The 12,122-nt window shown below is 68.4% G+C and carries 13 protein-coding genes; 10 read left to right on the top strand and 3 right to left on the bottom strand.

Translation table 11 applies throughout. The features are described 5' to 3' along the window. Positions 1–17: 17 nt before the first annotated feature. The 7 genes from KF892_08875 to KF892_08845 all read left to right on the top strand — a co-directional run bounded on the left by KF892_08875 (position 18) and on the right by KF892_08845 (position 7,596). Positions 18–704: a hypothetical protein gene (locus KF892_08875; GenBank protein ID MBX3625110.1), complete on the top strand. Its 687-nt coding sequence runs from the start codon at positions 18–20 to the stop codon at positions 702–704. A 411-nt stretch (positions 705–1,115) separates the two neighbouring features. Continuing rightward, on the top strand, positions 1,116–2,810 hold the full coding sequence (gene flhF / locus KF892_08870; protein ID MBX3625109.1) for a flagellar biosynthesis protein FlhF: 1,695 nt from the start codon (positions 1,116–1,118) through the stop codon (positions 2,808–2,810). Positions 2,811–2,842: 32 nt separating this feature from the next. Then, complete coding sequence (locus tag KF892_08865; GenBank protein MBX3625108.1) at positions 2,843–3,634, top strand: flagellar biosynthesis protein; 792 nt, start codon at positions 2,843–2,845, stop codon at positions 3,632–3,634. A 19-nt stretch (positions 3,635–3,653) separates the two neighbouring features. Next, complete coding sequence (locus KF892_08860) at positions 3,654–4,367, top strand: RNA polymerase sigma factor FliA (protein ID MBX3625107.1); 714 nt, start codon at positions 3,654–3,656, stop codon at positions 4,365–4,367. Positions 4,368–4,378: 11 nt separating this feature from the next. Beyond that, positions 4,379–5,761 carry a chemotaxis protein gene (locus tag KF892_08855; GenBank protein MBX3625106.1) on the top strand — a complete coding sequence of 461 codons (1,383 nt, stop codon included), beginning with the start codon at positions 4,379–4,381 and terminating at the stop codon, positions 5,759–5,761. Then, complete coding sequence (locus tag KF892_08850; protein MBX3625105.1) at positions 5,762–6,514, top strand: class I SAM-dependent methyltransferase; 753 nt, start codon at positions 5,762–5,764, stop codon at positions 6,512–6,514. It abuts the gene before it with no gap. A 137-nt stretch (positions 6,515–6,651) separates the two neighbouring features. Then, entirely contained in the window at positions 6,652–7,596 is a 945-nt protein-coding gene (locus KF892_08845; protein MBX3625104.1) for a tetratricopeptide repeat protein, read from the top strand. A gap of 15 nt (positions 7,597–7,611) precedes the next feature. Here the strand turns inward: KF892_08845 and KF892_08840 are convergent, their stop codons facing one another. After that, complete coding sequence (locus KF892_08840) at positions 7,612–7,749, bottom strand: hypothetical protein (GenBank protein MBX3625103.1); 138 nt, start codon at positions 7,747–7,749, stop codon at positions 7,612–7,614. Positions 7,750–8,184: 435 nt separating this feature from the next. On the opposite strand from KF892_08840, the gene KF892_08835 reads away from it, so the two are divergent. Continuing rightward, on the top strand, positions 8,185–9,207 hold the full coding sequence (locus tag KF892_08835; GenBank protein MBX3625102.1) for a tRNA pseudouridine(13) synthase TruD: 1,023 nt from the start codon (positions 8,185–8,187) through the stop codon (positions 9,205–9,207). A gap of 18 nt (positions 9,208–9,225) precedes the next feature. Here KF892_08835 and KF892_08830 read toward each other — a convergent pair whose 3' ends face one another. Further along, positions 9,226–9,594, bottom strand: a complete 369-nt coding sequence (locus tag KF892_08830; GenBank protein ID MBX3625101.1) for a MerR family transcriptional regulator — start codon at positions 9,592–9,594, stop codon at positions 9,226–9,228. A gap of 66 nt (positions 9,595–9,660) precedes the next feature. On the opposite strand from KF892_08830, the gene KF892_08825 reads away from it, so the two are divergent. Both KF892_08825 and KF892_08820 read left to right on the top strand, forming a co-directional pair. Next, a complete protein-coding gene (locus KF892_08825; GenBank protein MBX3625100.1) occupies positions 9,661–10,116 on the top strand; it encodes an SRPBCC family protein in 456 nt (151 codons plus the stop codon). A gap of 65 nt (positions 10,117–10,181) precedes the next feature. Next, positions 10,182–11,111, top strand: a complete 930-nt coding sequence (locus KF892_08820) for a sensor domain-containing diguanylate cyclase (GenBank protein MBX3625099.1) — start codon at positions 10,182–10,184, stop codon at positions 11,109–11,111. 19 nt (positions 11,112–11,130) lie between these two features. On the opposite strand, the gene KF892_08815 is transcribed toward KF892_08820, so the two are convergent. After that, complete coding sequence (locus KF892_08815; protein ID MBX3625098.1) at positions 11,131–12,111, bottom strand: tripartite tricarboxylate transporter substrate binding protein; 981 nt, start codon at positions 12,109–12,111, stop codon at positions 11,131–11,133. Positions 12,112–12,122: the final 11 nt, after the last annotated feature.

Genomic DNA, 12,122 nt, shown 5'->3' with positions numbered 1-12,122 from the left:
AGAAGGAGACACACGACATGAGCACCCCAACCAAGCGCCTCGGCGCGCGGGGCGGCATCGCCTTGGCCGCGATCGCCCTCGTCACCGGCTGTGCGACCCTAGGCGACCCCGGCCCCGCCGCCAGCGCGACCCAGCCCACGCCGACCGACGCGACACCGGCCCCGCTGGTGTTCGCCGTGCCCGCGCCGGCCGGCGCGACGGCGCAGGGCGGCCTGCACGAGACCTTCGCCTATTCGGAAAAGGAAGGCGATGCCCGCGTCGACGATGTGAAGGTCATCGACGGCGTGGCCCGCGTCACCGGCACGGTGTGGCCGCAGAAGGGCAGCACCTGGGCCGGCATCGGATTCCTGGCCACGCCGGGGCCGGCCGGCAAGACGAGCGACCTCACCGCGCTGCGCCAGCTGCGGCTGCAACTCGCCTCGGCCACGGCCACCCAGCTGCGCCTGCGCGTGCTCGGCGACGACCCGGCCACGCGTGCGTCCGGCTGCTACCCGGTGACCACCGTGTCCGTGAGCGTAGCGCTGCGCGAAGTGGCGGTGCCGCTGTCGGCCTTCCGCCCCGAGGGCTATTGCGAGGCCCGCGGCAAATCGATCGCGAGCGTGCTGCCCGCCGTCGCCGCCATCGAGGTCAGCGACCCCACGCTGAGCGGCAGCGCAAGCCGCACGGTCGACTTCAGCGTCGGCCGCATCACGGTCGGGCCCTGAGGGGCCTTTCCGTTTCTCGCGCGCTGCTTCCAGCGCATTCCGGCCGCCCTGGCCGGAAAACTGTGCCGTAGTGCGCATCGTGTGATGCGCACCCGGCCGGTCGCCCGACCGGCCGTTGGCGAAGGGGGCATTCACCCCCGTTCCTCATGCCCCCGGTCTGACCGGAATTGGGCGGCTTCCGCCCCTTTCATTCCGCTCAAGTCCGAGAGGCGTCCCGGAACAATGGCTTGGCGAAAAACCAGGTCGCGCCGTGCACATGACTGTCCTTCAACGCTTCTCCCGACTGCCCTCCGGATCACCCCAAATGACCGGGTTTCGGTGCGCTGATCGCCAGACCGTCACGGCACACCCTCTTACACACTTGATGCACTGCCAGGCCTTCCTTTCGGGCCCGGCGACGCGGAGCAACCCATGAACGTCAAACGCTTTACTGCGCGCACCTCGCGCGACGCCCTGACCCTGGTGCGCCAGGCTTTCGGCGAAGACGCCGTGGTGTTGTCGACCAAGCCCTGCCCCGAAGGCGTGGAAGTGCTGGCCATGGCGCCCGAGAGCGTGCAGCAGATCGAGCGCCTGTCGGCCACCTCGGTGGCCGCGCGCACCGCCGCACCCCAGCAGCCGGCTCGCCCAGCCGCCAAGCCGACGCCCAAGGCCGCCCCGGCCCAGGCTGCCGCTCCGCGGCAACAAGCGCCTGTCATCAACGACGACGTGCAGGACGACGTGGCCCGCCTGTCGATGAGCACGCTTTCGTTCCAGGACTACGTGCGCGAGCGCATGCTCAAGCGCCGCCAGGCCGCGATGAATGCGCAGGGCCGTGGCCAGGAGCCCGGCTTCGAAGACTCGCGCCAGGACTTTGCGGATTCCCGCCAGGGCTTCATGGATTCGCGGCAAGACATCGAGCCCGACCTGCCGAGCGCGCTCGAGCAGCGCCTGGCCGCCCGCAGCAGCGTGCCGCAGCCGCCCAAGGCCGCCCCCAACCTCGCCATCGTGACGCCACCCGCCCAGCCGCGCAGCCAGATGCGCGAGCCGCCGGTGCTGCGTGAAGAAGTGCGCGCCGCGCAACAGCCGCAAGCCATGCCCCAGCCGGTGATGCAGCAGCCCGTGGCCGTGCCCTCGCTGGCCGACACGCAAAGCGCCGTCAACCTGGCCGCCGCGCGCCGCGAGCAGCAGGACATGATGAACGAGCTGCGCTCGATGAAGGGCCTGATCGAAGACCGCTTCGGCGCGCTCGCCTTCATGGAGAAGATGCAGCGCCACCCGGCGCAGGCCCAGCTGATCCAGAAGCTGCTCGATTGCGGCTTCTCGCCCGCGCTCACCCGCAAGCTCGTCGAGAGCCTGCCCACCGATGTGGCCGACGAGACCGCCTGGGCCGCCAACGTGCTGGAGCGCAACCTCATCACCGGCGAAGCCGAGCACGCGCTGGAAGACCAGGGCGGCGTGTTTGCCCTGATCGGCTCCACCGGCGTCGGCAAGACGACGAGTGCCGCCAAGATCGCCGCCGCCTTCGCTTCGAAGCATGGCGCCAACAACCTCGGCCTGATCACGCTCGACGCGTATCGTGTCGGTGCCCACGAACAGCTGCGCGCCTACGGCCGCATCCTCGGCGTGCCGGTGCACACCGCCCACGACCGCGCCTCGCTCGAAGACCTGCTGGAACTGCTGGCCTCCAAGAAGATGGTGCTGATCGACACCGCCGGCATGGCCCAGCGCGACACCCGCACCCGCGAGCTGCTGGAGATGCTGGCGCACCGCTCGATCCAGAAGCTGCTCGTCATCAACGCCGCCGCACAAGGCGAGACGATCGAAGACGTGATGATTTCGTACCACGCGGCCACCTGCCGCGGGCTGATCCTGTCGAAGATGGACGAAGCCGTGAAGCTCGCCCCCGCGCTCGACGCGCTGATCCGCCACAAGCTCAAGGTGGTGGGCGTGGCCAACGGCCAGCGTGTGCCCGAAGACTGGCACCGCCTGTCGGCCCATGCGCTCGTGCACCGCGCGCTGCGCGCCAACGTGAACCCCGCCTACCGCGTGGAAGCGGCCGACGTGAACCTGATCTTCACGGCGCGCCAGCAAGCGCAGCGCCCGCGTTCGTCTTCGCTGCACGCCTGACCTGACCGATTACCAGAGCGCCTCGACCTCACATGTACGACGCCTACGATTCTTCGTTCCCCACCGACCAGGCCGCCGGCCTGCGGCAGATGTTTGCGCATGCCCGCGTGCGCTTCGTGCCGGTGGTGGCCAACCCGCACGTCGCCTTCGGCGGCGTGATGCTCGAGCGGCTGTGCACCGCCTTCGCCGAGCACGGTGCGCATGTGATGGTGATCGACGCCTCTGATCGTGCCCCGGCCCCGAAAGAGCTCGCCCTGCTCGACCTCGCCGAATGCGTGGAGACGCTGTCGGCGCAAGTTTCCTACCTCGCCGCGCGCGGCCTGCCGGTGCGCTATGTGGATGCGACCGGCTCCACCGCGAGCTTCCTGCATGCCGTGGCCGACGCCGCGCCCCACGCCGACGTGGTGCTGGTGCACGCGACCGAAGCCGACCTGTGCCGCATGTTCGCCCGCAGCGAAGCCCGCCCGCTGCTGCTGGCCGACGACCGGCCCTCCGCCGTGACCCACGCCTACGCCGCGATGAAGCTGCTCAACCAGCGCGCCGGCCTGGTGGTGTTCGACCTGCTGCTGTGCGCCTCGCCCAGCTCGCCGCGCGCCGAGCGCATCGCGATCCAGCTGGCGACCTGTGCCGATGATTTCCTCGGGGCCGTGCTGCGCGACTGGCTGCAGATCGACCCCGCCTCAGATGCCCGCGAAGCGCCCACCAGCGCGCTGCGCCGCTGGGCCCGCGATGTGCTGATGCAGGCGCCCGGCGCCCACGTCGGCGCGCGTGGCCTGCATACCGCGTTGAACTCGCAAGAGAACGCGCAATACGTCCTGAATTGACCGCTCGGAGCCGAGAAACATGTACACCGCCAAAGGCCAACTCGACGTCAACTCGATGCTCAAGCAGTACAGCCCGCTGGTGCGCCGCCTGGCCCACCAGATGATCGCCAAGCTGCCGGCCAACGTCGAGCTCGACGACCTGATCCAGGTCGGCATGATCGGGCTCACCGACGCACTCAGCCGCTTCGACGCGGCGCAGGGCGTGCAGTTCGAAACCTTCGCCACCCAGCGCATCCGCGGCGCCATGCTCGACGAGCTGCGCGGCAACGACTACCTCTCGCGCGGCGTGCGCAAGCAGCAGCGCAGCATCGAGAGCGCGGTGCACAAGCTCGAGCAGAAGCTCGGCCGCGCGCCCGCCGAAAGTGAGATCGCCCGCGAGATGGGTGTCACGCTCACCGAATACCAGGAGCTGCTCGGCAAGGTGCGCGGCACCCAGCTCGTGTACCTGGAAGACATGTCGGGCGACGACGGCGACAACGACTACCTCGACCGCCACGTGGCCGACGAGAGCTTCAACCCGCTCGCCCAGCTGCAAGACCAGCGCATGCGCGAAGCCCTGGTCGAAGGCATCAAGAACCTGCCCGAGCGCGAGCAGTACGTGATGAGCATGTACTACGAGCACGACATGAACCTCAAGGAAATCGCGGCGGTGCTGAAGGTCACCGAATCGCGTGTGTGTCAGTTGCACAGCCAGTCGATCGCCCGGCTGCGCGTGAAGCTGCGCGAGTGGTGAGCGGGGTGTAGATGTTCCAGGTGTTCAGGTCGGCCCGCGCCGACAAGCCCGTGGCGCAAGCCGCCACCGAGCGCGCCACCGAGCCCGCCGTCGTCGACGCCCCGAGCGCCGCCGACCTGCGGGCTGCGGTGCATTCGATCAGCAGGCAGGCGTCGAACATGGGCCGCGAGGCGGCCGAAGTGCGCGGCCAGCTCGACGACACCACCAAGGGCGCCGAGCGCCAGGCCAAGGCCGTGGCGGCCCTGGCCGAGCAGGTGAGAAGCGTCACCCAGGCGCAGGAAGAGATCGGCGGCGTGGCCGCCGGCAGCCGCGATGCGATGGCGCGTGCGCGCCAGGCCGTGGAAGGCGTGGGCGAAGAGGTGGTCGGCATCGTCGACACCCTGCGCCAGGTGGCCGATGCGGTCGGCGAGATCACGCAGATCGCCTTGCAGACGCGGCTCGTGGCGTTCAACGCGTCGGTCGAGGCCAAGCGTGCCGGCGATGCGGGCCGCGGCTTCGGCGTGGTGGCCGACGCGGTGCGCGAGCTGGCGGGCAAGGTGGAAAGTTCTTCCAAGGCCATCATGAGCACGGTGGGCGAGCTCGACTCGCGCATCGACGCGCTCGCGCGCGAGATCCGCTCGCAGGCCAGTGCCAGCGCGGCCGAGCAGGGTGCCTTCCAGCGTGCGCTGGCCGATCTGGAGTCGGGCGTGGGCAGCATCACCACCGCCGCCCAGCACAGCCGCGAGGTGTGCACCGGGCTCAATGCACAGATGGCCGAGATCGAAGGCGAGATGCGCAAGACCGGCACTGCCTTGCAGGCCACGCTCGTGCGCAGCGAGTCTTTCCTCAAGGTGTCGGAGCACATGATCGAGGTCGTGGCCGAGTGCGGCATCGAGACCGAAGACACACCCTTCATCGCGCTGGCGAAAGAAGCCGCCGGCCAGATCTCGAAGCTGCTCGAAGATGCGTTGCGCACCGGCACCATCGGCGAGGCCGAGCTCTTCGACGAGCAGTACCAGCCCATCGCGGGCACCAACCCGCCGCAGCACACCACGCGCTTCATCGCGCTCGCCGACCGCCTGTTTCCGCAGGTGCAGGAGCGTGTGCTGCAGGCCGACAAGAAGATCGTCTTCTGCATCTCGGTCGACCGCAACGGCTACGTGGCCACGCACAACAAGGTCTACTGCAACCCGCAGCGCGGCGACCTCGTGTGGGACACCGCCAACAGCCGCTACCGCCGCATCTTCAACGACCGCACCGGCCTGGCGTCGGCGCGCAACCAGCGCCCGTTCCTGCTGCAGACGTATCGCCGCGACATGGGCGGTGGCAAGTTCGTGCTGCTGAAAGAGTGCGCCGCGCCGATCACGGTCAACGGCAAGCACTGGGGCGGCCTGCGCCTCGCGTTCAACTTCTAAATGTGGCCGCTGCCCGCACTGCTCGTCTGGGCGCTGTGCTGGGCCCTCTTCCTCGGCCTGCGCGCGCTCGACGCGCGTGACTGGGCCGCGCTGCTGCTCGCCACCGCCGCAGGCGCCGTGCTCAGCCTGCTGAGCGTGCGCCGCTGGCGGCGTGTCTTCATCGCCGTCGGCTTCCCGCTCTCGGTGCTGGCCTCCGGCATGGCCGGCGGCATTCCCGCCTGGGGTTGGCTGCTGCCGCTGCTCGCGCTCTTCGCGCTGTACCCCCTGCACACCTGGCGTGATGCGCCGATGTTCCCCACGCCCAGCGGCGCGCTGCAAGGCCTCTCGCGCACCGTGTGGCTCGACGGTGAGAGCCCGCGCGTGGTCGATGCCGGTTGCGGCATGGGCGATGCGCTGCGCGAGCTGCACACCCAGTTTCCGCAAGCGCGGCTCGAAGGCCTGGAGTGGAGCTGGGCCCTGCGCCTGGCCTGCGCCCTGCGCTGCAAGTGGCTGCACGTGCCCGCCCGCGTGAAGCGCGCCGACATCTGGAAAGCCGACTGGACGCCCTACGCGATGGTCTACCTCTTCCAGCGCCCAGAGAGCATGCCGCGCGCGGTGCGCAAGGCGATGCGCGAGCTGCGCTGCGGTGCGTGGATGGCAAGCCTCGAGTTCGAGGCCACCGACCTGCAGCCGACCGCGGTGCACGAGTGCGCCGATGGGCGCCGGCTGTGGCTCTACCAGGCGCCGTTCAAGGAACGCAAGGTCGCCGCCTGATCGACTCGTTGCATGCTGCGCGGTGGTCAGCGCGCGCTCGGTGACACTGCAGGTCGCAAGATTCTTCATGGCGCCAAGGAGATCCAGGTGGGCAGAGTCGGACAATGGTGTGCATTCATCTTGGTGGCGAACGCAGCATGACTTTCCCGGCCGGCTATATGACTTTTCTTCGACGCTTCGCCGCGTTCGCGCTTGCCTTCGTGGCCTTCACCGCAGCCGCCCAGACCGACGAATGGCTTCGACAGTTGATGAACTCAACGAAGGCGCGCGAGCAAGCGCGCTATGACGAGGCGCTTGCCAGCGCCAAGACGCTGTTGGACGACATCGGGGGTGAGAATGCGCCGCCAAGCGAACCGCTGGCGATCGTGCTGACGCACCTGGGCCGCATCCATGCCGATCAGAAGCGCTACGCTTCGGCACACCCGTATTTCGTGCGGGCATTGAATGTCGACGAGCATCGGTTCGGCAAGGAGAGCTGGGAGCTTCGGGATGCGTTGATGTACCTGGCGGGAAACCACGTGGCGCAATCGCAATTCGCGCCCGCGGAAGAAGCGTACTTGCGGCTGCTCGCCATCGGCGAACGGGAGTTCGGCAGGGCGCATGTCAACTTGACACTCCCGTTGCAAGCGCTGGCGCGCGCGTACCACGTGCAACGGCGAACCGACGACGCAGAGAAGATCCTCGAGCGCGTGATGGGCCTTTGGTCCACCCCGTCTGCCACGAGTTTCGGCGTGAGGTTCGATGGCAGTCCCTGGACGCTTCAGAGCCTCGGCGCGCTGCAGGCCGCGCGCGGGGAACTCAAGAAAGCTGTGAGCCTTCATCGGGAAGCGATGAAGCTCATAGAAGCCGAGTTGGTCGTGTCGGCCAAGAAGTGGGGCAGCCCCGGCAACGGCGTACTTGCGCGCGCTGCCGAATGCCAGGAGCGCCTTGCGCTGCTGCATCGTGCGCTCAAGCAGGATGCAGCTGTGGCGGCGGCCGAAACGCGGGCCGCGAAGCTCAAGGCGGAGATGAGTGGTGAGCCGTTCGGCACACCGGAGTCTTGGGCGCAAGGGGTGCTCCCCTTGCTTTGGATCTCGCCTTAGCTCAGCGAGCACCCGTCACCCAAACGCGACCAGCAAAAGCGTGGCGAGCACGTAGGGCATCAACGCGCTGCAGGCGCCGAAGGCGAGGTTCGAGACGAGGGTGCGCTCGGTGGCGGGCGCGGTGGTGTGCGGGGTGTTCAGAAGTGAGTTCATGGTCGTGCTTCGTTGGATCGTGAAAACATCGCGCGAACGCAGCGGCCTCGGCAGGTGGCCGATGGCAGCGGTGTTGCGGCGGGTGGCGACGCGAAGGCGTCTGGAGTCGAAACGACCCTAACGATCGGGAACGCTGAAGCACAGGCGCCGGGCGAAACGACGGCGCAGGATGTCGATGCGATCGAGCGGCAGCTCGGCACCGAGGAGATGACAGCGGGGAACGGAAGGCTGGAGTTGCCTTGCGTCTCGCCCGCCGTGAAGGGCGGGTGTCAACATGGGGTTTCTCCGTTCAAGAGATGCCCGCATCGCGCGGGTGCCAACACTCTAGCAAGGCAGGCGGAAGGCTGCTGGCGTGGGGTCTTCCGTTCTGGGCGAAGCTGGGGCAAAAGACCGGTTCAGGCCGAAGTCTTGAGCGGGAGAAAATCACGACCACTCATGACCGACGCTCACGACACCACCTTGCCACAGTGGCCCAACGCTTATCCGGCGAGCGGCGCCAGCGCCACCCTGAAACGCCTCAACGAGGATTTCATCGTGACCGAGCTGCCGCTGCAGCTGCCCTCCGGTGAGGGTGAACACCTCTGGCTGGACGTCGAGAAGAACGGTGCCAACACCGCCTTCGTCGCCCAACGCTTGGCCGAGGCCGCCGGCGTGCAGGAACGGGACGTGGGCTATGCCGGCCTCAAGGACCGCTACGCCATCACCCGCCAGTGGTTCAGCCTCTATCTGCCGAAGGGCGAGACGCCTGACCTGACCCAGCTTCAGCATCCTGAGTTCAAGGTGCTGAGCCAGAGCCGCCATGTGAAGAAGCTGCGCCCCGGTGACCTGCAGGGCAACCGATTCCGCATCGTGCTGCGTGAGGTGACCGGGAACCCTGGCGCCATGAAGGCGATCGAGGCCAATCTCCAGGCCATTGCGTCACAGGGCGTGCCCAACTACTTCGGCGCTCAGCGTTTCGGCTTCGACGGTGGCAACGTCGAACAGGGCCGGGCCATGCTGGCGCGCGAGATCCGCGTGCGCAACCCGAAGAAGAAGGGCCTCTACCTCTCGGCGGTGCGTTCCTTCGTCTTCAATGAAGTGCTGGCACTGCGCATTCAGCAGGGCCTGTGGGGCAAGACCCTGCCCGGCGACGTGCTGGACGATGCGGGCCGGCCCACCGGGCCGCTCTGGGGGCGGGGCCGCGTGTCCACCACCGACCAAGCGCAGGCCCTGGAAAACAGCGTGGCCGAACGTCACGCCACCTTGTGCGACGGCATGGAACACGCCGGCCTGGATCAAGAGCGCCGCGCCCTGGTGGCGAGCCCGGCGGACCTGACATGGGAATGGCCGCAGGCGGATCAACTGGTGCTCACGTTCTCGTTGCCCGCCGGGAACTACGCCACGTCGGTGCTGAATGAAATCCTCCGCACCACGGAGCCTGACCGGCACTCGGAACCCGAGTCGGCAAGCGTCGAATGACGAAGGGGCAAATTCGCGCTACCCCCGCCCATGCTTGCGCGCCCGCTCCTCCAGCCGCCCCTGCTCCGCCCGCAGCACGCGGCTGACACGGCGCAGCTCGCGGATCTGGGTTTCGACAACCTCGCGTTTGGCCGCCAGCAGCCTTGCGCCGGCCCGGCAGTCGAGGCCTTGCGAGCGCATGCCGTCGAGCACGCTGCGGATCTCGTCGAGTGAGAAGCCCAGCCCTTGCATGGCCCGCAGCAGCTTGAGCTGCTTGACGAGGGCGGGCGGGTAGTCGCGATAGTTGTTGGGGCCGCGCGGCACGGCGCCCAGCAGGCCCCGGCGCTCGTAGTAGCGGATCGCGTCGCGGCCGAGGCCGGTCTGGGCTTCGAGTTCCTTGATTTCCAAGATGGGGCTTGACTGTGGACCAGGGTCCACACTTTAGCCTTCGGCTCACTCTCACAGGAGCCGTGCATGTACCTTCTCGCCCAGGCCACCGTGGCCATCGCCTGCCCACCGCGTGTCGCATTCGACTACGCCGCGAATCTCGAGAACTTCCCGGCGTGGTTTCCGCGCGTGCTGCGTGTGACCACCCCCGACGGCTTGCCGTTCGACACTGTCGGAAAGCACTACCGCGAAGAGTTCGTGCAGCCGATGCGGGGGCGGGCCTTTGTTTCCATCCGGGTGGTGGAGGTCGAGCCCGGCAAGAGGATCGTGACGGAGGGCACGCTTGCGAGCGTGCTGCCGCGCATGGAGATCGTGTGTCGGCCAACGGCGCCCGGCGCGTGCGAGCTGAGCTGGCGGATGTACAGCCGGCGCACCACCGGCTGGCGGCGCTTCATCTTGCTGCCGCTGGCGCGGCGTCTGATGACGCGGCGCGCACGCCAGGGGTTGCAGGTGCTCAAGCAACACCTGGAAGATGCCCGCTAAACGCACGCGTGTTCAGCGAGGGAGGGCCGCTATGCTTGCGTCGTCGTACCTCCGGGGCTTTGACCATGCATCCCAGCGAACCCGATAGCGCCGTCTACCGGACCTTGCTCGAATCCACCCGTGCCATCCCGTGGAAGATCGATTGGGCGACCATGACCTTCGCCTACATCGGCCCGCAGATCGAGCCGCTGCTCGGCTGGGCACCGTCGAGCTGGGTGAGCGTGGAGGATTGGGCCTCGCGAATGCACCCCGACGACCGCGACCGTGTCGTCAACTTCTGCGTCTCGCAGTCGCAGGCCGGCGTGGACCACGAGGCCGACTACCGCGCGCTCACCGCCAGCGGCGACTACGTGTGGATTCGCGACGTGGTGCACGTGGTGCGCAAGGAGACGGGCGAGGTCGACTCGCTCATCGGCTTCATGTTCGACATCACCGAGCGCAAGAAGACCGAAGAGAAGCTCTTGAGCCTGCAGCGCGAGCTGGAGGCGCTGTCGTTCCTCGACAGCCTCACCGGCGTGGCCAACCGCCGCAAGTTCGACGCGGTGCTCGCCATCGAATGGGAAGAAGCCCGCCGCAACACGCAGCCGCTCTCGCTGATCATGTTCGACGTCGACTTCTTCAAGCGCTACAACGACCACCACGGCCACATCGAAGGCGACGAGTGCCTGCGGCGCATCGCGCAGGCGCTGTCGACGGCCGCCAACCGGCCACGCGATTTCCTGGCGCGCTACGGCGGCGAAGAGTTCGTGCTGGTGCTGCCCGCGAGCGACGAGGCCGCCGCCGCGGCTGTGGCGGAGCGTTGCCGGCAGGCGATCTTCAAGGCGCAGATCCCGCATGGCAACTCGCCGCTCGGCCAGCTGGTGACGGTGAGCATGGGCGTGGGCACGGTGATCCCCGCGGCCGGCCAGGAGTCGCCGCCCTTTGTCGACCTGGTGGACCGGCGGCTCTACCGCGCCAAGCAGGGCGGGCGCAACCAGATCGTCGCGGCCGCCTGAGGCCTCGGCCTCGCGCCCGTCAGGCGATCACTTCGACCTTGGCGCGCCGGGCCACGCGGGTCCAGGTGTCGATCTGCGAGCGGATCAGCGTGGTGAAGTCGTCGCCGAGCACCGGCGTCTTGCGCGGCAGTGTCTGCAGCTCCTCCAGGCGGGCCATCACGTCGGGCTTGGCGAGGATCTCGGGCATGAGCGACTTGAGGCGCTGCGCGATCGGCGCGGGCAGGTTCTTCGGCGCCGAGAGGCCCAGCCATTGCGAGCCGGTCATCGACGGGTAGCCGAGTTCGGCGAAGGTGGGAATGCTCGGCAGCGCCGGCAGGCGCGCCGGGGTCGAGACGGCGAGCGCGCGAAGCGAGCCGGCTTTGAGCTGCGCCACGTTGGTGGTGATGGGGTCGAAGAGGCCGTCGATCTGGCCGCTCAGCAGGTCTTGCATCGCAGGGGCGCTGCCCTGGTAGGGCACGTGGTCGTGCTCGGGCGCCTGCCCGTCGATCTTGAGCAGCTCGCCGAAGAGATGGTTGGCCGAGCCCACGCCCGAGGTGCCGTAGCGCACGGGCTTGGTCTTGGCCATCGTCACGTATTGCGCGAGGCTTTGCACCGGCGACTGGCCGCGCACCAGCAGCACCATCGGCGCCTCCACCAGCATGGCGAGGTGGGAGAAGTCGGCCACCGGGTCGAAGGGCATCACGTTTCGCGTGGCGGCGGCGTAGATGTGGACCGAAGCGTGGCTCACGAGCAGGGTGTAGCCATCGGCCGGCTGCTTGGCCACGTAGTCGGTGCCGATGAGGCCGCCGGCTCCCGGCCGGTTCTCGACGACCACCGTCTGCCCGAGGGCCTGCGAGAGGTGGGGCGCCATCAGCCGCGCCACCGTGTCGACCAGGCCGCCTGGCGGGAACTGCGCGATCAGGCGCACGGGGCCGCGGGCCGGCCATGCGCTTTGCGCACCGACCCAGGCCGGCGAGGACAGGGCCGCTGCACCGGCGGCAAGAACGAGGCGACGCTTCATGGAGAGGCTCC

It is taken from the genome of Rhizobacter sp. (assembly GCA_019635355.1).
In the GTDB taxonomy this organism is placed as follows: Bacteria; Pseudomonadota; Gammaproteobacteria; order Burkholderiales; family Burkholderiaceae_C; genus Rhizobacter.
The sequence above is the reverse complement of the archived record's forward strand: the minus strand, read 5'-3'. Positions and strand labels throughout refer to the sequence as shown.

What these genes read in the sequence shown, in the direction of transcription:
- KF892_08875 (MBX3625110.1), top strand. Translation starts at nt 18, where the DNA reads ATGAGCACCCCAACCAAGCGCCTCGGCGCGCGGGGCGGCATCGCCTTG.
- flhF (MBX3625109.1), top strand. Translation starts at nt 1,116, where the DNA reads ATGAACGTCAAACGCTTTACTGCGCGCACCTCGCGCGACGCCCTGACC.
- KF892_08865 (MBX3625108.1), top strand. Translation starts at nt 2,843, where the DNA reads ATGTACGACGCCTACGATTCTTCGTTCCCCACCGACCAGGCCGCCGGC.
- KF892_08860 (MBX3625107.1), top strand. Translation starts at nt 3,654, where the DNA reads ATGTACACCGCCAAAGGCCAACTCGACGTCAACTCGATGCTCAAGCAG.
- KF892_08855 (MBX3625106.1), top strand. Translation starts at nt 4,379, where the DNA reads ATGTTCCAGGTGTTCAGGTCGGCCCGCGCCGACAAGCCCGTGGCGCAA.
- KF892_08850 (MBX3625105.1), top strand. Translation starts at nt 5,762, where the DNA reads ATGTGGCCGCTGCCCGCACTGCTCGTCTGGGCGCTGTGCTGGGCCCTC.
- KF892_08845 (MBX3625104.1), top strand. Translation starts at nt 6,652, where the DNA reads ATGACTTTCCCGGCCGGCTATATGACTTTTCTTCGACGCTTCGCCGCG.
- KF892_08840 (MBX3625103.1), bottom strand. Translation starts at nt 7,749, where the DNA reads ATGAACTCACTTCTGAACACCCCGCACACCACCGCGCCCGCCACCGAG.
- KF892_08835 (MBX3625102.1), top strand. Translation starts at nt 8,185, where the DNA reads ATGACCGACGCTCACGACACCACCTTGCCACAGTGGCCCAACGCTTAT.
- KF892_08825 (MBX3625100.1), top strand. Translation starts at nt 9,661, where the DNA reads ATGTACCTTCTCGCCCAGGCCACCGTGGCCATCGCCTGCCCACCGCGT.
- KF892_08820 (MBX3625099.1), top strand. Translation starts at nt 10,182, where the DNA reads ATGCATCCCAGCGAACCCGATAGCGCCGTCTACCGGACCTTGCTCGAA.
- KF892_08815 (MBX3625098.1), bottom strand. Translation starts at nt 12,111, where the DNA reads ATGAAGCGTCGCCTCGTTCTTGCCGCCGGTGCAGCGGCCCTGTCCTCG.